The sequence below is a fragment of the Candidatus Borreliella tachyglossi genome, from assembly GCF_003076595.1.
In the GTDB taxonomy this organism is placed as follows: domain Bacteria; phylum Spirochaetota; class Spirochaetia; order Borreliales; family Borreliaceae; genus Borrelia; species Borrelia tachyglossi.
The window spans coordinates 1-20,602 of the sequence record NZ_CP025789.1; the positions used below are offsets into that span (position 1 = coordinate 1).

A 20,602-nucleotide genomic window follows, 5' to 3' on the forward strand; every position below is an offset into this window, starting at 1 on the left:
GATGCCATTAAGGCTGTGGGGGCGGTGACAGGTGCAGACATCCTTAAAGCCATAGCTGGAGATAAAGCAGTCAAGATGGCTGCTGAAGCTATTTTTTCAAAAGTTTATTATCGTTGATTTCTTTTAATATTTTCATGGCTTCTATTTTATTGTAAGTATACTTACTTGACTTTTATTTTTTGTAAACTTATAATAACCTACATTATTTAAAATAAGGTATTTAACAAAAATGAAGCAAAGTTCTTTTTGATAAGGGACTTAAAAATAAAGAAGTTGCTCGTATTTTAAATGTTGGAAAGTCTACTGTATCAAAAGCACGCAATAGGTACGAGGCCTTAAAAGACTCTAAAGAGGGTTTAGGGACTACAGTTCAAGTTAATACAAACACTTTTGATAATCTTGTATCTTTAGCTGTATCTACTAAAGTCGAGTCGAGAGTTGTTAAAGCAAATTTTGAAACAATGTTTTATAACCTCTGTATGGCTTTTAGTGGTGATTTTAACTCTTATAAATCCTTAGTACTTAAGGAACTAAAAGATACTATAAGTAATATTGATATCCAGATTATGACCCTTACTAACAAGCTTAAAGGTAACATTAAGTCAAGTGTTAAAGAAAAGCTTAAAACTCAACTTGAAGACAAGCAAAAAGAAAAATTGGAGTATGAAAAGAAATTCTACACTCATAAAATGTCTTTAAACTACAAGTGTCTGCTTAAGTTAAAAACAATGATGAATGTTAAACGAGACATGCAGTGAATAGTATTGTTGATAGTTATGAATTTAAGAGCTTAAGAAAAGAATACTTAAAAGATTTTAACTTTGATATTGCTAGTCTATTTGCTAGTAGTTCTAATATTGACTTTGAAGAGTTTGAGTCTGCACACCTACTACCTAAACAAGCAGAAGTGCTTTCATCCATTGAGTCTGGTAATATTAGTAAAATCATCTTAAGTGGTGGTATTGCTAGTGGCAAAACATTCTTGGCTTGTTACTTGTTTATTAAGAGCTTGCTTGCAAATAAAGACAAGTATAGTAAAAGTAATAATAATTTAATTTTAGGTAATAGTCAAAACTCAATAGAAATAAATGTACTAGGTGAGATGGAAACTATATGTGATCTTTTGCATATATCCTTTGAGAAAAAGAAACAAAATACTACTTTTGTTTTAATTGACGGCCTGCGTGTCAATCTATATGGTGGTGATAAAGCTACAGATTTTAAAAGATTGCGGGGCTCTAATAGTTCATTAATGTTTATAAATGAAGCTACAACATTAAATAGGGAAACTATAAGGGAGGCTTTAAAGAGATTAAGAAATGGTCAAGAGGTTGCAATTTTTGATACCAACCCAGACTTCCCTACACATTTTTTTAAAACGGATTTTATTGATAAAACAGAAGTGTACACTACGTATAACTTTACAACCTATGATAACATCAAAATAAGTAAATCATTTATTGAAACACAAGAGACGTTATATAAGGATTTACCTACATATAAAGCCAGAATTCTTTTAGGGGAGTGGGTCGCAAGTGGTGAGTCAATCTTTACTAATATTAATATGGTTGCTAGCTACGAGTTTATAAGTCCTGTTTGCTACATTGATCCAGCCTTTAGTATAGGTGGTGATAATACCGCTGTTTGTGTACTAGAACGCAGTAGTGATAATAAGTTTTATACATATATTTATCAAGATCAACGCCCCGTAAATGACCCATATATGTTAAGCATGATTAAATCCATAATAACTACTTTTAATGTTAATACACTCTATATTGAAGATCGTGATAACACTATGGGTTTGGGTAGTGTTACTAAAGAGTTTCTTAATTTAAGAAATAATATGAATAATTATTACAGAATTGCTCCTATTAAGCCACTATCAAATAAATTTAATAGAGTATGTTGTTTAATTACTCCTTTTGCGTCTGGATGTATGCATATACTAAACTTTAGTAGTAAATCCGCTATAAATGATATTTTTCTATATAAAGGTGATCTTAGTGTGCATGATGATGCACTTGACGCCCTAGCTAATGCTTATTTACTACTTACTTCTTCAAGGTCAACAAAAAGCACTCAATTTGCTAAATTTAGATATCTATAATTGATAATATATAAAAGCGTATTATACTAGGTACAAAAATAAGGAGATTAATTGATATTATTAACAGCTTATATTGATAAGCTATCAACATTATCAATTAACTACTTTAAGGGATTAATAACAGATATTGCTATTTACTTGATGTTACCTTTAACTGTGTTAATTGTTTTAATTGGGTTTTTGATAGCTTATCTAGAACACTACCAAGACGAGCTAGATAGTATGTTACGCTTGAGCCTACATCAATTGTTGTTACTACTTTTACTATTATGTTTTTTGGTAATAATGAGTTATGTAGAAGGTATGTTTGATAAGCTGGATTATACAAAAGATATGTCTTATGAGTTTGAAGAAATAATTCATTTTCATTATTTTAAGTCACTATATGAGTATGAGTAATAAATACAGTATCAACTGTATCTTGATACACAAGATACTTTTAAAACCATCATTTTCAAGAATTAATAAAAACTTGAACTATATTTATCAATTAAAAAGTATATATGAAATTAGACATAAATATAAATTCACGCGAGTTGTATCTTTACTCAATTTTTTTAGGAATTATATTGAAAATGTTGGTGAGGATGCATTAAAGAACGGTATTTCCTTATTACCTTTTGGTAGCAAGGGTGGTGATGAAACTTTAAGTACTCTTAAAATAGAGCTTAAAGAGGCTTTACTTAATGCTATTATAAGTTATCGCTTTTATGGTGTTGGGTATATCTTAGTTCAAACTAACGATGATTATTCGCATTTAGAGAGTGAGGTTAACAATGAATTACCTATTGGATTTACTTTTCTTGAGAATGGACTTGTGAGTGACAGGGATTTTGATTCAAATTACATCACCTACAACTTAAAAATTAGATCACTAGATGAAAGTGATGATGAACGAATTACTAGCAAAGATGAGCGAATTACTAGCAAAGAAATTAGAATACATAAATCTAGACTTATTATATATGATAACTTTGACCACATTTTAGGGAAGTACACCCCTGTATATACACAAAACTTTCTATTAAATATTTACTTACTAGAGCGTATATATGTTGAAATTGAAAAACGAATTAGCAATCATAATTTTTTGTTTTATAAAGATGAGTATTTAGTTGAATTACAAGACGCTTTAACTAATGCTACAGCCTCGATTGACCTTATAACAAAGAGTAATAGCACCGAGTCTGGTAATATATTTTCAAACCTCTTAAAGGGAAATAAGGATGATCAAATAAATGCTAATATTACGGCTTTTAGAGGTATTAATAATGAACTTGATCGTGAGCTTGCAAGGCTTAAGAGCAACCTTAATAATGAGGGTATTTTTTATACTGGAACACAAAGTGCAAATTTGCAAGTTATTAAGTATGACTTGACCTATCTTAAGGACGCTTTTGAATTAGTTAAGGCCAAGATTGGAGCTGATACTAAGGAGCCTTTAACTAGAAGTTTTAATGAACAGACTAAGGGTTTAGGTAATGATGGTAAAGGAGACCGTAGTAACTATTATGACTTTATTAAGGGCGTGCAGGAAAACGTTGAAAATGCATGCAACATTAAACTTAATAAACACTATGGACTTGATATGAGGTTTAATTCAATCGTTGTTCTAACTGAAGATGAAAAACTAGAGCGTGATAATAAATTAATGGATACATATAACAAGTATTTAACACTAGTTGCTAATAACACACTAGATAGTAAATATTTAGATATGCTAAATAGGAAATTATTTTTTCTAGAGGATATAAATTAAGCGAGATAAAAAGTTAATGAATACATATAACAAGTACTTATCACTAGTTGCTAACAATAATTTAGACATATTAAATAAAGTTTTAGAAGTATTAAAGAGTAAATTATTTAAAAAAGGAGATTTTATGCCAGATAGTGAGCAGAAAGAATTACTTCCTGAGGCTCCAGAAGAGACGCCCGTAGTTGAGACTACTAAAGCTACACAATCACAAACTAAAGCTAGTGAACAAACTAAAACTATTAGTTTAGATGAATATAGTAGGTATATGCGATACAAAAAGCAACAAGAAAAACAAGCACAAGATACACCAAAATCATTGTCTGTTAGCATTAATCAAAAAATAGCTAGTGAACTGGAACAAACTCAATCAAGAATTAAGCATGAAAAAAGTTTGCTTGCTGAAGCTAATAAGATTAATGAGATTGACAATTTATGTAAAGCACACTTAAGTTCGCATTTTAATAAAGAGGCACTTATTAATAAAGGATATCCAATAGCAGAGATAATGATTGCTCAAAAAAAGGAGCTTATTAAAAAGTTTGTTCCAAAAGAACAAATTTTTGCTATAAGTAAAAGCTCTAACATTGATCATATAAGTGGTGAGATTTTAGAACAGTTGGTTGAACTTGCTAAAGTTAACATTAAAAAGCGTGAGAGTAATATTACGATATTAAAAAAAGACAACTCAATACAGTTTGAAGAAGAGGTATCTTTAAATAATCCTAATTTTACACCTCGTGATTTTAGTGAGTTTCACGAGGCTCTTGCTAATGCTTATAGAGAGCGTCAAGTACAATTTTATAAAAATAGAGCCAAAAAGAGAGCTATAGCTTAAGGAGATAATGAAAAATCTTTAAAAGAGCACTAAAACTTAAGGAGACATAAATGCCGGATGCAGATATTACAAAATTAAAGAAAGAGTATGAGGAAAAGCTAGCAAAACTTAAGGCTTTAATGAAAAACCCTCAAGTTGATACAGGTCTTTTTAATAATAATTTTGGATTTACAGACAAAAATTTACACTTTGGTAACTCGGGCGGGACTCGTACAAGTAGTGTTGACAAGATTGAGAATTACTATGCTATAGGGTATCCATACAAGCGGGGCGTTAAGCTTGAATTTGCCCCAGACGGCGGAGCTGAACTTGGTGTGGCTGCCGGGGGTGGTGATGACCTTTATGGTATTTGTACCGATATTGACGAGTTTACTAGTATTGCAACTGTCATTCCTATTACTAATAGTTATGAGGGGTACTTGGTTTTAAAGGACACAGATCAAGGTAATATCGCTTTAGGTGATAAATTATATTTTGATGAGCATGGAATGCTTGCAAAAACTGGCGTTGCAAAGAAAACTGTTAATGCTATTGCTTTATCTAAAGCTCATAAACTTAATGAGAGTCTTTACATAGTACATACACTTGTGTTTGGTAATAGGGCTGTTCCTAAATGAGTAAAAAAGCAAAACTAGGTTTAAATCAAGAAATGCAACAAGAAGTACACTTGGGTCATGATCAACAAGTAGACTTAAATGATCAAGTGGATTTAAATCATGAAATGCAACCCGCAGTAAACTTGGATCCAGAAGTTGATTTAAATCGTGATCAAGTAGTTAACTTAAATCATGAAGAAGTTGATTTAAATCCAGATCAACCACGACGACGAGGTAAAAGAGCAGTACAAGAATACCAAGCACAAGAAGCGGTAGCAAGACCTGATGAAGAAATGTATAAGGAGTATATCTTAAAGCTTAAGAAATACACTAAAAATCCAACAATTGAGGCTGGTGTATTTAGTAATAGAGTAGGCTTTAAAGATAAATTTAAAGTATTTGATAATTCTGGGCTCACTAATTCAAGTAGTGTTGACAAGATTGAGCACTATCCTTATAAGGGATTTCCCTACAAGCGTGGTGTTAAAATTGTGTTTAGTATAGGTGATGACTCGTTAATGGAGCCGTATGTAACACCATCAAAAGATGCAGAGTTATACGGAATATGTGTTGATGTTGATGAATTTACTAATACAGCCTCTGTACTACCTATTACTAATAACTTTGAAGGGTATTTAGTTACAAGAAATCGTAGTCTTGAGATAGGTGATTTACTTGATTTTAATTCACAAGGGATAATTATTAAGGCTGAAGGCGACCCACCAACTTCTATAAATGCCGTAGCATTATCTACTTCTTTTACTATTGATTTTAAAGAAGACTTAGGAGAGTATGAGGATCTTAAAAAGATTGATTTTCAAGTTCATTTTGTCAAGGTTGCTATTTATGGTAATAGAGGAGTTGAGGTTAGTGTACCAAAAGGCGTGCCACGAGTAGTTTAAACATAAAAAGGAGATATCATGCCAGATGAAGATATAGCGAAATTAAGACGAGAGTATTTAGATAGTAGAAGTAGAATGCAGGCATTAATGAAAAACCCTCAAGTTAATGCTGGACTTTTTAACAACAAGTTTGATTTTAGAGATAAACACATACATTTTGCTAATTCTGGAGGCACTCGTACAAGTAGGGTCGATAAGCTAGAAAACTATTACGCTGTAGGGTATCCATATAAAAGGGGTGTTAAGTTAGTTGTAAATAAAATAGAGGAGATCCCTAATACTAAAATGCATTATGAGCCTCATGTTGAGGCAGGTGGTGGTGTTGATCTTTATAGTATATGTGTAGACATTGACGAGTTTACACACACAGCAACGGTTGTACCTATTACTAACAATTACGAGGCGTACTTGGTATTTGTTAAGGGTCAAGATGGGGGTGATGTAAAGGCTGGAACTAAGTTATTCTTTAATGAAAAAGGAGAACTACAGAAAATTACTGGAGAAAATAAACAAGTAGTTAATGCTATTGCTTTATCTGCACCTTATGAGATAGCAACCCTTGGGGATGCTAAACTTTATTTAATTCATGCAACTATATTTGGAAATAGAGCTGTTAAAGTAGTTTAAAGTAATTATTTTAAAAAAGGAGATTTAAAAAATGTCTGAACTATATGATACAAATTATTATGCTAGGGAAGTAGCACACATTTTTGGGAAAGTTAAAGACCCAATTATGTACAACTGGTTTGAGCCGGAACAAATTGAGTTTGCTGATGTTAAGATGGGATACCTTAACACTGTTAAATGGGACGGTTTTCTTAATAGCAACCCTACAACTCTAGCAAATGAAGTCAATACTATAGCTACTATTGGATTTAGAAGTGAGACTGTTAAAATTAATTACATTAAATTGCAATATAAATTTAGACACTTTAAGCAAAGTGCAGAGGGGTACTATACTAGTGGTAATTACATTGGTGATGTTAATAATAATATACTACCATTTTCTAATGCGTATTTACTAGCGTCAAACGAGATAATTAAACTTATTAATCACTTTATATTAACTGGTGTTGTATCTATACACAGTGCTGGACAAAACTTTAAAAAATTATTACCTGAGATGTATGGAATTCTTAATATGCCACATCAAATAGAGGTTGAAGTGACAAATGGTAATAAAGATAAAATGGATAAAATATTTGAAAAAATTGAGGAAGGACTTGCAAAGCTTGAACTAGGGGATGAGTTTACAACTCCCATGATGGTAATAGTAGATCAAGCAACTAGTCTAAAGCTCTCAAAACCCTACGAGCCTAATGGACTACCCTCAACATCCGAGAAAACATGGGAAGACGTTGTAAGGAGTACAATACAAGCTGTTAATAATAGACAGCCTGTTTATATTGAAACTTCTAATATGCTCTCACACCAGATACTCATTTATCCACTAAACCCCGAGCTCATTAAATTCAAACCAAGTAAATATATGTTACCAATGCCTAATGAACAAGTCGATCGCGACTCAACAGATATAGCACATAGTTATATTGATTTTGTACTAGGTGGTATGATTGCTACACAAAAGACAATCCTTAAGGTAACAATTAAACAGCAGTAATACTTGTGATTAGTACTGTATACTTTTAAATAGTACTATTGTAATATAGTCGCAATAGTGGTAATAATGATAAATAGTGCTAATACTTATATAAGTAATAGTAATAGCAATATGGATAATGAGGATAATTTGGCAGAGATTAAGACAATATACACAAAAATACTAGCTCTCTTGTCAATAAAACAAGAAGAGGTAACTTTTGAAAACTTCCTACTGCACTCTGAACTACTTGAAGCTACTCTAATAAACAGGGGTGTTGATATTAGCTTGTTAAGTTATGCTAATATTTTTCTACTAACATATTACTTTATAGGTTGTGAACTTAAGAAACGCGGTATTTTAACAGAGTTTGAATTTGATAGGATTAAAAAACAAAAGTTTAATGAACTTGAGATTGACTATCACCCACCACCATCACCAACTGCTGTTAATGAAGAACACAAGAAAAACTTTTGTGATCTTTTTGATAAATTAGTAGATCAAAGCAAAAAACAAACAAAAACGCCTTCTTGTATAGGGGTAGTAAGATGAGCTCTATAAGACAAACATTTTCTTCTATGTCTAATAGAATGATATCATTATTTCAAAATGATGAACAGTTAAGATTTTATAAAGGTATGTACAAATACAATGTAGAGACCGCCATGCATGATTTAATTTTTAGTAAATTAAGTTACATGGCATTTATTGGTGTGCTCTTTAGCATTACTAGTGATGCTTTAGAAAATATATATGACTCTAATTTAAAAGACTCTGGAAGTTATGCTAAACTCTATACCGCATCCACACTTGATTTTCAAATTAAAGATCGCATATCAACAGATGACACAGACTACTACGAAATAGTTAAAATTGATACAAGTATTGGATATACAACATTAATACTTAAGGTACTATCATGGACATAAATATTGAAGTTGAGATTGGATGGTTTGCAGGACGCGGTCGTATTGCTCGGATGCATGATACTGGAGGCGGAAAGCTACCAAAGAGGGCTCACTTAACACTTGTAGCTGATAGTCTAAAGTTTAGGGAATATATTGATAATGATTATATAAGAAAAGCATTATCAAATAATATTAAAGACGGTATGTCTAAAATAGGGGAGGCATTTATTACTTATTATCAAAATTATGTCTTATCTGGTAATATAACGCCCGACCTTAAAGCTTAAAACTATTGCAAGTAAAAAACGCAAGGGAAGTAAATCACCACAAACACCACTCCTTGATACAGGAGAGATGATATCAACTATCAAGTATAGGGTAAATACATGATAGTAATTCCTAAAGATATACAAAAATATTTAATTTCTTTCCTTAATGGTTTTGCTACATATGTAGGTGAGAATAGACTAAATTTAGAAGTTATAAATTCCTACAATCATCCTTATATTAATAAATACACTTGCAAGACATCAAATTTAATGGTCTAGAGAATGCGTTTTATAAACTTCGATCTGGAAGTTTTTATGAAAATGTTAATGAATTTAATTTAAATTTTGCTATATTCTTTATATCCTTAGTTACCACACAAGATCCAGACGCGCCTCATCGTCCGCTACAACTTTATTCTTTATTAAGTTCTTATCTTTATGCAAACAAATATGGATTAACAGTAGATTGCGATGACGAGGCTTATCAAGCTCGTATTGAGTATTACCTATATCCTACAAGTGGTATGCAACATAATGGTTTAATTGCTATTAATACCAATATTAGCAATAATGCCTATGCAAGCAGTATGACATTTAAAGCAAGTATTAAAGTACAAGAGTTTTTAAATGAAGAATATTTAAATGATTTAAATCACAAGAATATACAAGGGAATGAAGAATATTTAAATGATTTAAAGCACAAGAATATACAAGAGAGGGACTAGAGTATGCCAATGGATACAGTTAATGTCAATCTTATAACCAGTAGACTAGATATTACCAAAGTACAATACTACAACCCTTTACTAGTTTATAAAACTACAACTTTAAAGATTGATGATCAAGTTAACAACATTAAGATACTACCACTTAATGTTAATAACTATACCAAGAGTATAGAAGCACTTGAAAAAGCAAATGGTAATGACCTAGAGGCCGAGAAGGCTTATTTAAATACGGCTTTAGGGGCTTTTTTTGGTGAAGATGCATTAAGGGCTTGCACACTTTTACTTTATAAAGATAAGCCGGAGTCAATTAAGGAATATCTTAAAGCTAGCAGGCACAGTTTTGTTGTCTTAATTAATCCTTATAAAAAAGAGAGTCCTACAGACGATGGACTTAGTATTTATAAAGATGATTATCCTAAATTCAAGAGCCCTAATACCTTTTTTGTATTCTCTACTAAAGAAACCGAACTAAAAGAATTATTTAAAGATAAAGGCTCAACAGAGGGTAAAGGTAATATTGTCATTTATAGCAACGGTGGTGATAACCTGTATTTAAAATTTATAAGTCAATACCTCAATCAAGCTAGTATATTTCATTCCGTAAATCCGTACGGTATTAAGCTTAAAGCCACACCACTCCTTGATGATGCTACAATCAAGAAATTACGAGATGCTCGTATTAATTTCTATGCACTTCTTAATGAGACTGGACTTGACGGTGTTCCTTCTTTTAAGGAGGGCGTTGACCTTGCTGGTACTCCTATAGATGAACTTGCAACATTAAGTTACATCAAAAATGAAACCATAGTGGAGCTCATTCGTGTTTGGAACAAACATAATAGACAAAATAGTAAATTAAGTGCATTAAGTCTAAGTGGTATTCGTGAGAATGCATACACTGCGTCACTTGAGTGTTTATTTAATAGATTTAAATCTTCTGGTTTGATTGTAGACTATAGTTCTATTAGATTAAAACTAAAGCCATCTCCTCAACTACAGCTTGATCTAAATATCACTATTACATATAACTATAGCATTAATGCTGTTGTATTAAATATTACAACAGAAGACATAAAAGACTATCAAAATAGTCTAGCGCAAGACAGGAGTGCTTAAGGATGCAAGATAGGAGTGCTTGAGGATGAATTTATATAACTTAACGGAAGTTTATTTTTCAATATTAGGTCATCAACTGCATAGTGGAAAGATCGAATTTAGTAGTGAGCCTAGTACTAGAGCCGTTGTTTCGGCTGAAGACAAGGGTACACCTGTTATAAGCTTTAGAGACCCTAAAACTGTTACTTATATTTTCAACATTGAGGTAACACTTGGTAGTCATGATTATATTTTGTTAACAGAATTATCGGATGAACAATTTGATAATGTTACTGTTAGTAAAAATGAAAAAATTGGGGATTTAGTTTTCAATGATCATATTGCAACAAAAATTATTTCAAACCATGCAGTGTTTACAGAGGCTCCATCTAGAAACTACTCTGCAGAGGCTGATAAGGTAACTTTTGAAATACGAGCAATTAATTGTAGGCGTAGTAAACCTAATACTTAATTAGGAGAGTAAATGCGGTATAAAACATTTAACTAAATAGGGTATTTAATATGAAATACAAAATGAAAATATTAACTAAAACTAAAGTTTATGAGTACAAAGTTAAAGCTATTCCAGTATATGAGTGGGATAGGGTCTTAAGTGTTAATCAAACTAAAGCTCTTGATAGACTCTATGAACTAGACTACTTAAAACAAATTACTAATTTAATGATTAATTCGGGATTCCTGGATGAATTTTACTTCATACTTAACAACAACAGACAATATGTTGGATGCTATAAAGAGTATTTAATAGCAATTCTTTATAGTATTCAATTTGATATATTTAATAAGGACGCCGATTTTAAAAAACCTCATCTTGTGTATCTAGAAGAGTTTGAAAATAATGTTGGGGATTTTGAAAAGTTTGACTATATTAATGAGGCTTGGAATTACGAGGCGGTAATAGATAGTATAGATAATGCTATTGCTATATGAAAACATCAAAAGCAGTAAGATACAACGAAATAAAGCAAGTAATAAATCAAATACATGAATCTAGGCACCAATATTTCACACTCTTAGAAGAAATTAGAAATAATAAGTATGCCTTTCCAGTAATAATGGGAATTGCTACCTTAAGTGAAGTTAAGAGGATGTTATATAACGATTTATTTGAAGTTAATAAACTTGCTGATTTTAAACTACAAAAACAAGTGTATGAACTTATTTTTAGGAAATAATGATTGTTGAAAAATGAAAATAGTGAGTTATTAATTATGAATTAAAGTTATTGGTAACTTTAAGTAGAGATTGAGTGATGCATTTACTATTAAGGGGCGTACTAGATCACGCTGAGACTAAAAAGGCACGTAGTTATTGGTAACTTTAAGTAGAAAATGAGTGATACATTTACTATTAAATTTAAAGGCGTACTAGATCACGCTGAGACTAAAAAGGCGTTAGAAAAAGATATTTCCAAAATGGAGAAGTATCTAAAGCCCGCTCGAACTAGTCTGGGTAGTACTAAAGATATCATTAAGAGTAATTTAAGTGATAAAAAGCGTGAGCTCTCTAAACAAAAAAAATATGAGGCTTTAAGGGAAAAAACAGAAAAATTTAAGCTGGCTGAGACTAAAAAATTAATGAGTCAAGGTAAAAGTTTCGCTAAAGCTAGAAAAGAGGCATTTAGACGCTCACAAATGTCTGATGATGATTTAAGGAAGTTAGAATACAAAAAACTAAAAAAAGACGAGCATAGTGCACGGTTTAAAAAAGGTTTTGGTTTTGTTACAAAAGTTGCAATGGGAACCGCTATTGGAAATGTGGTATCTGGGGCACTTAATAAGGGCGTAAGTGGCGTTATGGATTTTGCTAAAAAGTCCGTTGAAATGCGTTCACAAATTGCAAGACAAGCAAGGCTTTCATCTAAAATGTTTACTACAGCTGAGCGTAGTAGTATTGAAGGAATGCTTAAAGGTAGGGGTTTTGAAAAGCAATTAGACAAAGAAGACTTTATTACAAAAAGTGCATTAATTAAATCCGAACTTAAACAATTGGGTATAACAGATCAAAAATCGATTGTTGATGCTGTACAGACTGCAGTTGATATTAAAAAGAGTGGGCTCTTAGGTGAAGGCACAGATGAATCAATAAGTGCGGTTGTTGAACTACTTAAGGGTAATGCTGGAGTTTTATTTGATACTATGCATCGACTAGAGGGTATTGGTGATAAGTATAATGATTTTCAAGCAAGAAATTTTGAAAATGTGGCAAAGTATGACGTGCTTGCAAGACTTGCTACACTTAGGGAAATTAAAAAAGACGTAACATCTGCTGATTTATCTGGGTATGCTACAGTTGCTGACAAGAGTGAGGGGAGTATGACTAGAATTGAGGATAATTTAGGGAAGTTGACTTCTAGACTCCTAGAGCCAGCAATTAAGCTTGTTGATAAATTATTAGTATGGATTGAAAACTTTAGTATTGAAAAAAGTATTATTTCTCCTATTAAAAATATATTTAGTATAGATACCTTAATTGCAAGGCTTAAATCAATATTACCATCATGGATGGGTGGTGACAGCGGTGCATCACTGGGTGAATTAAACAAAAGAAGAGAAGCAAGTGAGGACGGTAGTTCAAAACAACCTTAAAACTTTATATATACTATGTGACCCATAAAATAAAGGTGATACCCTAGTATGGATAAGCACGAAATATTACATTTAATTAAAGCTACTGTAAATCAAGTTTTTAGTTTTTTTAGTAGTGGTAATTTTATTGTGTTATTTCCAAGAATGGATCTTAAAGGTTTTGGATATATTCCGCAATTATTCTTTATAGAACCAAAAGGCGACCTTATAATTAGAACATATAGTACTAGTTGTTCAAAACGTCCAGTTATTAATTACTACACACGTAAAGCGGAATATGTTACCTACAACCCTGTACTAAATAGTGAAGTTATTTCAATTACTGGTGGCGTTTTAACTAGCATTTATAAAGAGATGCTATCACCTTTAAAAATGACTCCTTTTGGTAATTCATTATTACAGTATGATAGTAATTTTGTAAAAGAACAATTAGCTAATAGAATTGAGGCCGGTGTACCATTTACCGCATACAGCCCCACTTTTCAATTTAAAGAACTAGTTATCCTAACTTCTGTTACATTTAAAGATACTCCATATATTGATGAAATTGAGATTAATTTAAATATTGAAGTTGTAAAAACCTTTACACTAAATGAGTATAAAGGATAATACTATGTATAGACTACTTAAATATGATTTTTTAGTTGAATTTTATAACGCTACTACCCTAAAGAATAGTATTGGTGGTGGTATACCTGAAGTACATCCTAAAGTTGTAATTAAAACTGAATGGGGCGTTCATGTTGATATAAGTATTAATGATGTATTATCCAATCACAACATAATTGCAAGTAAACAAGCTAAACTACAAATTTGGAACCTGCCTTTAACTTTTAATGATGAGATTAAAGTGAATGATATTGTAAAGATTTATTACAAAAAATTTGCTGATGAAAAAGCATATGACTTTATCATGGGTGGGTATTTAGGTGTACCAATGAGTACAGACTATGCTAGTGGTGATTTTTCCGTTGAATATGAAATTCATTTAGTATCTAAAAGTAATTTTTACAATAGAGAGCTCAATAAAGAATTTAAAGGTATGCGGGTTGTTGACGCTATTTCTTTTGTATTTGAAAATAAAGCTATAATTAAATTAAGCCAAAAAGACCAAAACAGAGTAATAGATGAAAGCTTTTATGCAAAAACCCCTAAAGAATTTATAGAAAAACTCACTAAAAAATATGTATCAAATATTAAAACTGATGTCGGCCTAATTACAAGTGATGTTGATTGTAATTTTATATTCTCTAATATAGAGCCCACACCTGTCCTTGATAAAGCTAGGTATGTGCCCCTAGAAGACTATGGACTTGAATTTATTCCTCAACAAGAAATATCATTTGCTACCAATCGCAATTACTCTATAATTTTTTGGAATGCCAAATTAACCTATACTCATAAATTAAGAATTGGTGATAAAGTTAGTTTTAAAGATGCACTTAGTAATTTAATTAAATGTACAATAGATCAAACCAATGCCACGCTAAGTAATACTGGTGAGTGTTCACTTAGTCTTAAATTACACGATGACTCCAACCATGTACCACGAATAACTAAAAAAATCTCATAATAAACTGTGAGAAATTTGAAAAAAACAGCCTACTACAAGATTTAAAGAAATAATTTAATTATAAGTTTAAATAAAAAATACTACACAATTTAAAATTTAAAGGAATAACTAATAAATAATTTAGAAAAATCCTGTAATAAGCTGTAAAAAACTGTTTAAAAAATCACAGCCTACTACAGGTTTTTAAGAGAATAAATACAAATTTATTGTAAATAAAAGGATACTACAGAATTTCAAATTTAAAGGAATAGCTAACAAATAACCTAGAAAAATCCTGTAGTGGACTGTAAAAGCGATGAAAATTATAATCTACTACAAGATAGGTTTAGATATAAGATATAAAAATAAGGTATGTAAATAAAAGATACTACAGAATTTCAAATTTAAAGGAATAACTAGCAAATAATTTAAAAATCCTATAATAAGCTCTGAAAAAAAATCACAGCCCACTATAAGATTTAGTTCGATGTAAATATCTTTAATACAGATGTAAACAACATTAGTACAAAGTATATAAAAGATACTACAAAATTTTTAAATTTAAAGGAATAACTAGCAAATAAATTAGAAAAATCCTATAATAAGCTGTAAAGAAATTACTAAAACTTGCAACCTACTATAAGATTAAATGAAGTAAATGAACTATGTCTTATTAGTTATTTTATTACAAAATTTAAAATTTAAAGGGTATATATATGAGCAATGATACTAATTATGAACTCTATAGAATAAACCAACGTCTTAAAGGCTCCCTGCTTGCTCAAGAAGACATAAAGGTATTTCTTAATGAAAACATTTTCATATCACGTATTGGAACAATAAAAGAATTTGATAGTAATACCCAGAAAGGAATAGTTTTACTTAAGGAATACGAAGGACTTGCTATACACACTTGCAACATTGCTAGTGTAAATTATTTCCTAAAGACAGGAGACGAGGTTATACTACTGCAAAGTAGTATTAATATTTTCAATACGGATGATAATAACTATTTTGATCAAAATTATTACTATATACTAAGACCAGTTGATCTTAGCAAGCAAAAGATTGAAGTTAAAGCTGGTAAGGTTGCTATACGCTCAAGCGACCCTATAGAAATTAGTACAAGCCTTGCTAATTTAAAAGAGAGTTTTAAACAAATTGTTTCAACGCTTGAGGAAGTAGTTGATGCATTGTTTAACCTTAAGGTAATAGGTCAAGCAGAAATTGATCCAACTTTTCGTGTATTTTATGTAAATAAAATAAGATATAGTCTTGAACGAATCATGCCTCTAGTTAATAACACATTAAAGTAAATTGTTAATAAAACATTAAAGTAAATTTTTTGTCAAGTTTATGATATAATATATGTATTTAAAATTTGTTGGGAATTTATGGATTTAAAGATAAATGACAAGTTTGATCTAGTATTTGGAAGTGATTTAATGCTTGTTGATACTATTTTAGAACAAAAACAAAGATTGTTTTTATTCCTAAAAATCCCAAAAGGGAGCCTGCAGTATGCTCCCCATCATGGATTCGAGTATATGTTGTTTTTGCGATTTTGCAAAATTGGCAATTTAGAAATTATTAAAACCTACTTTTTAAATATAGCACAAGAATTAAAAATTGACCTTGTTAATGTTGAGGCAACTTTTAATGAGGGTTGTGTGCGTGTCGAGTTTTATTTCGTTGGTGATACTTTAGTTATGGACTTTGCTGTATGAGTATCCTACTAGTTATGGACTTTGCTATATGAGCATACTATTTGATCCAAACTTCGGTGCAGTTAAACAATCAATTAAGGATATAGTCAATCAAAAACGAGAATACCTTAAGACTATGCATAATATTGATATTACAGATGATCACAGTTCCATTTATAACATAATAGCTAATTCACTAGCTTTACTTGAAGTAGAAATTATTGATGAACTTAATCTTTTCTTTTCTAAACTCGCACCAGAGGGTGAGTATTGGACTGCTATACAAAATCACATAAATGCAAAAAGTACTACCCACGAGGCCGTTAAGACGGCTTTACTTAATCTTAAACCTGTTATACATGCAAATATTTTAAGTACTGCAGGTAAAGCTAATATTTACATAATAGTTGATGATACTGTACTAAATGATACTAAGAACGCCATCCTAGACTCTAAATTTAAAGCCGATTTATGGGAAGTGTTATATTACACAACCCCCAGTGGAACTGTGCTTGAAGGTGATATTTTAATTGATGGTTTTAACTTACAAGGACAGCGTAAAGAATATAAGGTAAGTTTAGGAAAACGCAAGTATTGTTATTTAAGTGTTAAGTACAAACTTGACCTTAAGAACTACATTTATCTAGAAGTTGATACACAAATAAGGGATATTTATACAAGAATTTGTGAGAATAATTATAAAGATATGGGAATTAGCTTTGAATATCAAGATTTCCTAGCACCTGTTAATGAGGTTGTAGGGATTAAAGCAATGAATATCGGGGTTTATATTAAAGATGATGATACACAAAATATTAAGAGTATAAGTAAGACTAATTTTAAAATCAATCAAGATTTTGCAATCGGTGATAATGAGATTTTACTTTTTGACATAGTCGACAGGTTATTAATCGACATTGATACTTAAAGGAAATAGTTATAATGAATATACCTAATTTCTTAAGAAATACTCAAGTAGAAAAATTTATTAAAAATGAATTACACTATGCTCACACAATTTTATCGGAACTTAAAGAATTAAATTCAAACTTTATTGATTTTGATGCAAAGGAGCATGTAAGCTCAAGATTTATTGCATTTAAACTATCCATACTATTTAGGATATTTTATTCAAAATCACAAACACTAGTAAGCTTAACAAAAAACATTAATAGTGTAATTTTTGCAAAACGCCATATTGGTACAGACGAAAGTTTTATAAGATTGTTTAAAGCTTTTCTTAATGTTGACGTACAAGTTAGTACAGAGTCTGCAGGTGTTATTAGCATTAAACTTAAAGGCTCAATGACAACCAATTTTATTACCTATGTATCACCAAGCACTCCTAAAGGTATAAAACCCAAGAAAATAATAATGTGTACTACCAAAGAGGGGTATGCCAGAGTGTGTAAAAAGTTGGTATTTAATTTCCTTCCTAAAGGGTATTCACACTCAATTTATGCATTTATTAAAGAATTAATCCCTATAGGGAGGGTGCTTAAACTTTATGATAAAGAAGACCAAGAGCTTATTACTTTTAACAATTAAAAATAAGGAGATTTTATGCCTGATGGTGATAATGGAAAATTACTAGTTGACGAGATTGATACTATACAAATAAAAGACTTAAATAGAGTTGCTAGCGTCAATAATAGCGACCTATTACCAGTTGATGATGGTATTGCAAACCTTAATGCTATCACTTTTGAAAACTTCCTAAAGACCGTAAAGGACAAAACATTTAGAGGAGAGGGTTTAGGTGAGTTTAAACAAGTCATAAAAAGTACTATAGCTAGCGAACTAGCAAATGATGATAGTTTTGTTAATAGAGTGTATTCCAGCATACTAAGTAAAATATTAAACAATCAATCTAGTAGTATTAGCAATCTTTTTAGCAAAATTGAGTCGGAACTCAAGCGAAGTATCAAGGCGTACTCTAAAATGTCCTCTAGTGATAAATTACTCATAATGAGCAGTTACAACGAGTTACAAAAAGTACCACCACCTAAACAAATTATGGGTATACCATCAAGTTTTACAATTCAAAGAGCATCCAATAAAAGTAGATATCTATATCCCTATGAATATACAAGAAAATCACTTATCCTAGACTTAATAAACAATAAAGAAGTTACCTTAATGTTTGACGATGATGATCGAGATGAAGCTGTATATTTAGATATATTTCTTAGTGTAGAAACTGGTACAGTTGACAATGAAAGGAGTGTATACACTAAATATAGTGATGAAACGGGAAAATTAAAAGTATTTCATCTTCATAGTAGAAATGTTAAGTTCATGATATCTTTATTTTCTGGTTGGTATATGCATGAAAGGGTGCCTGGAACTACAGCGGTTGGCTATGTACCATTATTGTTAAAAATTTAGCAAAAGCTTGTTAAAATCTTTTGTTTAAATTTATTTGTTAAATTAAGGTTTTGATATAAGTTTACTGTTCATGTGGCTAATAGTAATAGGCTACCCTTTGGGTTTGCTTTACTATTACCTACTTTGGATTTTGAGGGTGTTTTTACGCCCTACAACTTCCGTATTTTAGTTAATTATTTAAAAATTAGAGGGCATAATGAATAACATAAATATCGCTGAATTATTAATGAATATCAATGAGATTAAGTTAATTGTCATATCTGCTTTTGTATTAGCTTTAGTATCACTACTAGTTATTTTATTTAAACCTGTGCTTAAGGACATTTTACATATTTTTATTTCTAAATTTAAGAATAAGGATGGGAAAGACTAATTATGATATTTAGCAAGGATAACCTATTATGACACTTAGTAAGGATAATCTTGAGGCTGGACTTGCTAGTATTAGTACCCTGTTTGATATTTTTTCTAAATTTGAAGACAAGTTTAGCGAAAAATCTCATAAAGGTTTTACTATACTTTATGAATTTTATGAACATTTTGTTGAGATTTACACACAAAATATGGAGCGTCTTGAGAATAAATTGACGCATGAAATTTTAGAAGACCTCACGCCTTTAAACACTAAGATTAATGCTTTAATTAGTGCTGTTAATGCTGGTGCTGGGAATATGAGGCTTAATGAGGACTTAAAGCTTAAGTGTGCTGAGGCTTAAATAAAGGAGTTTGGGTTTAGATAACAAGTAAAGGAGTTTAGTTTGGATTTAGATAACAAAACTGCTCATTTAGGAATTAGTATCTTAAATGATTTTACACAAATACTTAAAGATAAACAGCCCGCTACTTCTGCATACATTAATGTATTCACAAACATATTCAATTACTTTTATTCCCTATACACAAAAAATATGAAAAACTTAGAACAAGTAGAGTCAATTAAAATCTTAAATGAATTAGAGCCAATACTAGCGTGTAATATTGAGATATTAGAAAAATCTACAACTGCAGGTAGTAAAGACCATAAAAAGATTGAGGCTTTAAGAAAAAAAAGAAATAAATTAATGAAAATTTATACCGACAAACTTAAGATGGAACTAGAGAAGGAACTAGAAAATGAAAACTAAAATCTTTAAATTTATTCTCTTATTTACTCTCTTAGGATGTGATACAATTGCAAGCCTGAGGCAGGAGCCTCGGCAACCTCAAGAAACTACACTTGCGAGCTTAAGTGCCTATGAAGACAAGCTAGCAAGTTATGTGATGTACTTGCAAACATGGTTGGTTAGAACTAAACAAAAAGTTAAAGACAAGGATTATCCTAAATTTGAATTCTTTGATACTACTACCCTTAAGTATGAACATACTCTTAAAGCCCTAAAGGACAATATTGCTAAATACAAGACATATATACTGTATGTTAAGCCTATTGCTACTGCTGTATACAATAAATATTCAAAAGCACTTTAGCTAAATATTCAAAAATACTTTAGCTAAATATTCAAAAACACTTTAGCTTGTCAAATATGCAAATTCATCCGATCGACT

The 20,602-nt window shown here is 30.9% G+C and carries 26 protein-coding genes and 4 pseudogenes; all 30 read left to right on the forward strand.

Features of this window, described 5'->3' with window-relative positions:
- Positions 1-254: 254 nt before the first annotated feature.
- Positions 255-758 (forward strand): annotated as a pseudogene (locus CR532_RS05405) (DUF603 domain-containing protein); the annotation flags it as partial.
- A 5-nt stretch (positions 759-763) separates the two neighbouring features.
- Entirely contained in the window at positions 764-2,110 is a 1,347-nt protein-coding gene (locus tag CR532_RS05195) for a PBSX family phage terminase large subunit (RefSeq protein WP_108729765.1), read from the forward strand.
- Positions 2,111-2,161: 51 nt separating this feature from the next.
- Positions 2,162-2,509 carry a hypothetical protein gene (locus CR532_RS05200; protein WP_108729761.1) on the forward strand — a complete coding sequence of 116 codons (348 nt, stop codon included), beginning with the start codon at positions 2,162-2,164 and terminating at the stop codon, positions 2,507-2,509.
- A 104-nt stretch (positions 2,510-2,613) separates the two neighbouring features.
- A pseudogene (locus CR532_RS05205) lies at positions 2,614-3,869 on the forward strand (anti-CBASS protein Acb1 family protein).
- Positions 3,870-3,993: 124 nt separating this feature from the next.
- On the forward strand, positions 3,994-4,704 hold the full coding sequence (locus CR532_RS05210) for a DUF1357 family protein (protein WP_159076642.1): 711 nt from the start codon (positions 3,994-3,996) through the stop codon (positions 4,702-4,704).
- 50 nt (positions 4,705-4,754) lie between these two features.
- Entirely contained in the window at positions 4,755-5,321 is a 567-nt protein-coding gene (locus tag CR532_RS05215) for a DUF228 domain-containing protein (protein ID WP_108729759.1), read from the forward strand.
- The gene (locus tag CR532_RS05220) at positions 5,318-6,202 is read left to right on the forward strand and encodes a DUF228 domain-containing protein (RefSeq protein ID WP_108729758.1); all 885 of its coding nucleotides are present in this window, start codon (positions 5,318-5,320) and stop codon (positions 6,200-6,202) included. The genes CR532_RS05215 and CR532_RS05220 overlap by 4 nt, the downstream gene beginning before the upstream one ends.
- 18 nt (positions 6,203-6,220) lie before the next feature.
- Positions 6,221-6,829 (forward strand): DUF228 domain-containing protein, encoded by a 609-nt coding sequence (locus tag CR532_RS05225; RefSeq protein ID WP_108729757.1) that lies wholly within the window; start codon positions 6,221-6,223, stop codon positions 6,827-6,829.
- A gap of 31 nt (positions 6,830-6,860) precedes the next feature.
- Positions 6,861-7,823 (forward strand): hypothetical protein, encoded by a 963-nt coding sequence (locus CR532_RS05230; protein WP_108729756.1) that lies wholly within the window; start codon positions 6,861-6,863, stop codon positions 7,821-7,823.
- A gap of 66 nt (positions 7,824-7,889) precedes the next feature.
- Complete coding sequence (locus CR532_RS05235; RefSeq protein ID WP_234416448.1) at positions 7,890-8,354, forward strand: DUF3890 domain-containing protein; 465 nt, start codon at positions 7,890-7,892, stop codon at positions 8,352-8,354.
- Complete coding sequence (locus CR532_RS05240) at positions 8,351-8,731, forward strand: DUF1506 family protein (protein ID WP_108729755.1); 381 nt, start codon at positions 8,351-8,353, stop codon at positions 8,729-8,731. The genes CR532_RS05235 and CR532_RS05240 overlap by 4 nt, the downstream gene beginning before the upstream one ends.
- Positions 8,722-9,100: pseudogene (locus tag CR532_RS05245) on the forward strand (hypothetical protein). Before CR532_RS05240 ends, CR532_RS05245 begins: the two are co-directional and overlap by 10 nt.
- Positions 9,097-9,704: pseudogene (locus CR532_RS05255) on the forward strand (DUF764 family protein). The pseudogenes CR532_RS05245 and CR532_RS05255 overlap by 4 nt, the downstream one beginning before the upstream one ends.
- Before the next feature lie 3 nt (positions 9,705-9,707).
- Positions 9,708-10,823 (forward strand): DUF787 family protein, encoded by a 1,116-nt coding sequence (locus CR532_RS05260; protein ID WP_108729752.1) that lies wholly within the window; start codon positions 9,708-9,710, stop codon positions 10,821-10,823.
- Positions 10,824-10,848: 25 nt separating this feature from the next.
- On the forward strand, positions 10,849-11,274 hold the full coding sequence (locus CR532_RS05265) for a DUF1463 family protein (protein WP_108729751.1): 426 nt from the start codon (positions 10,849-10,851) through the stop codon (positions 11,272-11,274).
- Between the two features lie 62 nt (positions 11,275-11,336).
- Positions 11,337-11,753: a DUF1473 family protein gene (locus CR532_RS05270; protein WP_234416447.1), complete on the forward strand. Its 417-nt coding sequence runs from the start codon at positions 11,337-11,339 to the stop codon at positions 11,751-11,753.
- Complete coding sequence (locus CR532_RS05275; RefSeq protein WP_108729749.1) at positions 11,750-11,998, forward strand: DUF1322 family protein; 249 nt, start codon at positions 11,750-11,752, stop codon at positions 11,996-11,998. The genes CR532_RS05270 and CR532_RS05275 overlap by 4 nt, the downstream gene beginning before the upstream one ends.
- 156 nt (positions 11,999-12,154) lie before the next feature.
- On the forward strand, positions 12,155-13,411 hold the full coding sequence (locus CR532_RS05280; protein ID WP_108729748.1) for a DUF759 family protein: 1,257 nt from the start codon (positions 12,155-12,157) through the stop codon (positions 13,409-13,411).
- 48 nt (positions 13,412-13,459) lie between these two features.
- Positions 13,460-14,020 carry a DUF792 family protein gene (locus CR532_RS05285; protein ID WP_108729747.1) on the forward strand — a complete coding sequence of 187 codons (561 nt, stop codon included), beginning with the start codon at positions 13,460-13,462 and terminating at the stop codon, positions 14,018-14,020.
- A gap of 4 nt (positions 14,021-14,024) precedes the next feature.
- A complete protein-coding gene (locus tag CR532_RS05290) occupies positions 14,025-14,984 on the forward strand; it encodes a DUF693 family protein (protein WP_108729746.1) in 960 nt (319 codons plus the stop codon).
- Between the two features lie 695 nt (positions 14,985-15,679).
- The gene (locus CR532_RS05295) at positions 15,680-16,279 is read left to right on the forward strand and encodes a DUF777 family protein (RefSeq protein ID WP_108729745.1); all 600 of its coding nucleotides are present in this window, start codon (positions 15,680-15,682) and stop codon (positions 16,277-16,279) included.
- A 78-nt stretch (positions 16,280-16,357) separates the two neighbouring features.
- Positions 16,358-16,690: a hypothetical protein gene (locus tag CR532_RS05300; RefSeq protein WP_108729744.1), complete on the forward strand. Its 333-nt coding sequence runs from the start codon at positions 16,358-16,360 to the stop codon at positions 16,688-16,690.
- Between the two features lie 28 nt (positions 16,691-16,718).
- Positions 16,719-17,597 (forward strand): DUF276 domain-containing protein, encoded by an 879-nt coding sequence (locus CR532_RS05305; RefSeq protein WP_108729743.1) that lies wholly within the window; start codon positions 16,719-16,721, stop codon positions 17,595-17,597.
- A 14-nt stretch (positions 17,598-17,611) separates the two neighbouring features.
- Positions 17,612-18,217, forward strand: a complete 606-nt coding sequence (locus CR532_RS05310; protein WP_108729742.1) for a DUF735 family protein — start codon at positions 17,612-17,614, stop codon at positions 18,215-18,217.
- Positions 18,218-18,232: 15 nt separating this feature from the next.
- The gene (locus tag CR532_RS05315; protein WP_108729741.1) at positions 18,233-19,057 is read left to right on the forward strand and encodes a DUF685 domain-containing protein; all 825 of its coding nucleotides are present in this window, start codon (positions 18,233-18,235) and stop codon (positions 19,055-19,057) included.
- Between the two features lie 72 nt (positions 19,058-19,129).
- Positions 19,130-19,261 (forward strand): hypothetical protein, encoded by a 132-nt coding sequence (locus CR532_RS05475; RefSeq protein ID WP_259772303.1) that lies wholly within the window; start codon positions 19,130-19,132, stop codon positions 19,259-19,261.
- Positions 19,254-19,430 (forward strand): BlyA family holin, encoded by a 177-nt coding sequence (locus CR532_RS05320; RefSeq protein ID WP_108729740.1) that lies wholly within the window; start codon positions 19,254-19,256, stop codon positions 19,428-19,430. The genes CR532_RS05475 and CR532_RS05320 overlap by 8 nt, the downstream gene beginning before the upstream one ends.
- 28 nt (positions 19,431-19,458) lie before the next feature.
- Complete coding sequence (locus CR532_RS05325) at positions 19,459-19,773, forward strand: BlyB family putative holin accessory protein (protein ID WP_108729739.1); 315 nt, start codon at positions 19,459-19,461, stop codon at positions 19,771-19,773.
- A gap of 42 nt (positions 19,774-19,815) precedes the next feature.
- The gene (locus tag CR532_RS05330; RefSeq protein ID WP_108729738.1) at positions 19,816-20,181 is read left to right on the forward strand and encodes a BlyB family putative holin accessory protein; all 366 of its coding nucleotides are present in this window, start codon (positions 19,816-19,818) and stop codon (positions 20,179-20,181) included.
- Positions 20,171-20,524 carry a BBA14 family lipoprotein gene (locus tag CR532_RS05335; protein WP_108729737.1) on the forward strand — a complete coding sequence of 118 codons (354 nt, stop codon included), beginning with the start codon at positions 20,171-20,173 and terminating at the stop codon, positions 20,522-20,524. Before CR532_RS05330 ends, CR532_RS05335 begins: the two co-directional genes overlap by 11 nt.
- The last annotated feature ends 78 nt before the right edge of the window (positions 20,525-20,602 follow it).

What these genes read in the sequence shown, in the direction of transcription:
- CR532_RS05215 (WP_108729759.1), top strand. Translation starts at nt 4,755, where the DNA reads ATGCCGGATGCAGATATTACAAAATTAAAGAAAGAGTATGAGGAAAAG.
- CR532_RS05300 (WP_108729744.1), top strand. Translation starts at nt 16,358, where the DNA reads ATGGATTTAAAGATAAATGACAAGTTTGATCTAGTATTTGGAAGTGAT.
- CR532_RS05275 (WP_108729749.1), top strand. Translation starts at nt 11,750, where the DNA reads ATGAAAACATCAAAAGCAGTAAGATACAACGAAATAAAGCAAGTAATA.
- CR532_RS05225 (WP_108729757.1), top strand. Translation starts at nt 6,221, where the DNA reads ATGCCAGATGAAGATATAGCGAAATTAAGACGAGAGTATTTAGATAGT.
- CR532_RS05260 (WP_108729752.1), top strand. Translation starts at nt 9,708, where the DNA reads ATGCCAATGGATACAGTTAATGTCAATCTTATAACCAGTAGACTAGAT.
- CR532_RS05325 (WP_108729739.1), top strand. Translation starts at nt 19,459, where the DNA reads ATGACACTTAGTAAGGATAATCTTGAGGCTGGACTTGCTAGTATTAGT.
- CR532_RS05265 (WP_108729751.1), top strand. Translation starts at nt 10,849, where the DNA reads ATGAATTTATATAACTTAACGGAAGTTTATTTTTCAATATTAGGTCAT.
- CR532_RS05290 (WP_108729746.1), top strand. Translation starts at nt 14,025, where the DNA reads ATGTATAGACTACTTAAATATGATTTTTTAGTTGAATTTTATAACGCT.
- CR532_RS05285 (WP_108729747.1), top strand. Translation starts at nt 13,460, where the DNA reads ATGGATAAGCACGAAATATTACATTTAATTAAAGCTACTGTAAATCAA.
- CR532_RS05220 (WP_108729758.1), top strand. Translation starts at nt 5,318, where the DNA reads ATGAGTAAAAAAGCAAAACTAGGTTTAAATCAAGAAATGCAACAAGAA.
- CR532_RS05210 (WP_159076642.1), top strand. Translation starts at nt 3,994, where the DNA reads ATGCCAGATAGTGAGCAGAAAGAATTACTTCCTGAGGCTCCAGAAGAG.
- CR532_RS05240 (WP_108729755.1), top strand. Translation starts at nt 8,351, where the DNA reads ATGAGCTCTATAAGACAAACATTTTCTTCTATGTCTAATAGAATGATA.
- CR532_RS05320 (WP_108729740.1), top strand. Translation starts at nt 19,254, where the DNA reads ATGAATAACATAAATATCGCTGAATTATTAATGAATATCAATGAGATT.
- CR532_RS05305 (WP_108729743.1), top strand. Translation starts at nt 16,719, where the DNA reads ATGAGCATACTATTTGATCCAAACTTCGGTGCAGTTAAACAATCAATT.
- CR532_RS05295 (WP_108729745.1), top strand. Translation starts at nt 15,680, where the DNA reads ATGAGCAATGATACTAATTATGAACTCTATAGAATAAACCAACGTCTT.
- CR532_RS05315 (WP_108729741.1), top strand. Translation starts at nt 18,233, where the DNA reads ATGCCTGATGGTGATAATGGAAAATTACTAGTTGACGAGATTGATACT.
- CR532_RS05335 (WP_108729737.1), top strand. Translation starts at nt 20,171, where the DNA reads ATGAAAACTAAAATCTTTAAATTTATTCTCTTATTTACTCTCTTAGGA.
- CR532_RS05230 (WP_108729756.1), top strand. Translation starts at nt 6,861, where the DNA reads ATGTCTGAACTATATGATACAAATTATTATGCTAGGGAAGTAGCACAC.
- CR532_RS05270 (WP_234416447.1), top strand. Translation starts at nt 11,337, where the DNA reads ATGAAAATATTAACTAAAACTAAAGTTTATGAGTACAAAGTTAAAGCT.
- CR532_RS05235 (WP_234416448.1), top strand. Translation starts at nt 7,890, where the DNA reads ATGATAAATAGTGCTAATACTTATATAAGTAATAGTAATAGCAATATG.
- CR532_RS05280 (WP_108729748.1), top strand. Translation starts at nt 12,155, where the DNA reads ATGAGTGATACATTTACTATTAAATTTAAAGGCGTACTAGATCACGCT.
- CR532_RS05310 (WP_108729742.1), top strand. Translation starts at nt 17,612, where the DNA reads ATGAATATACCTAATTTCTTAAGAAATACTCAAGTAGAAAAATTTATT.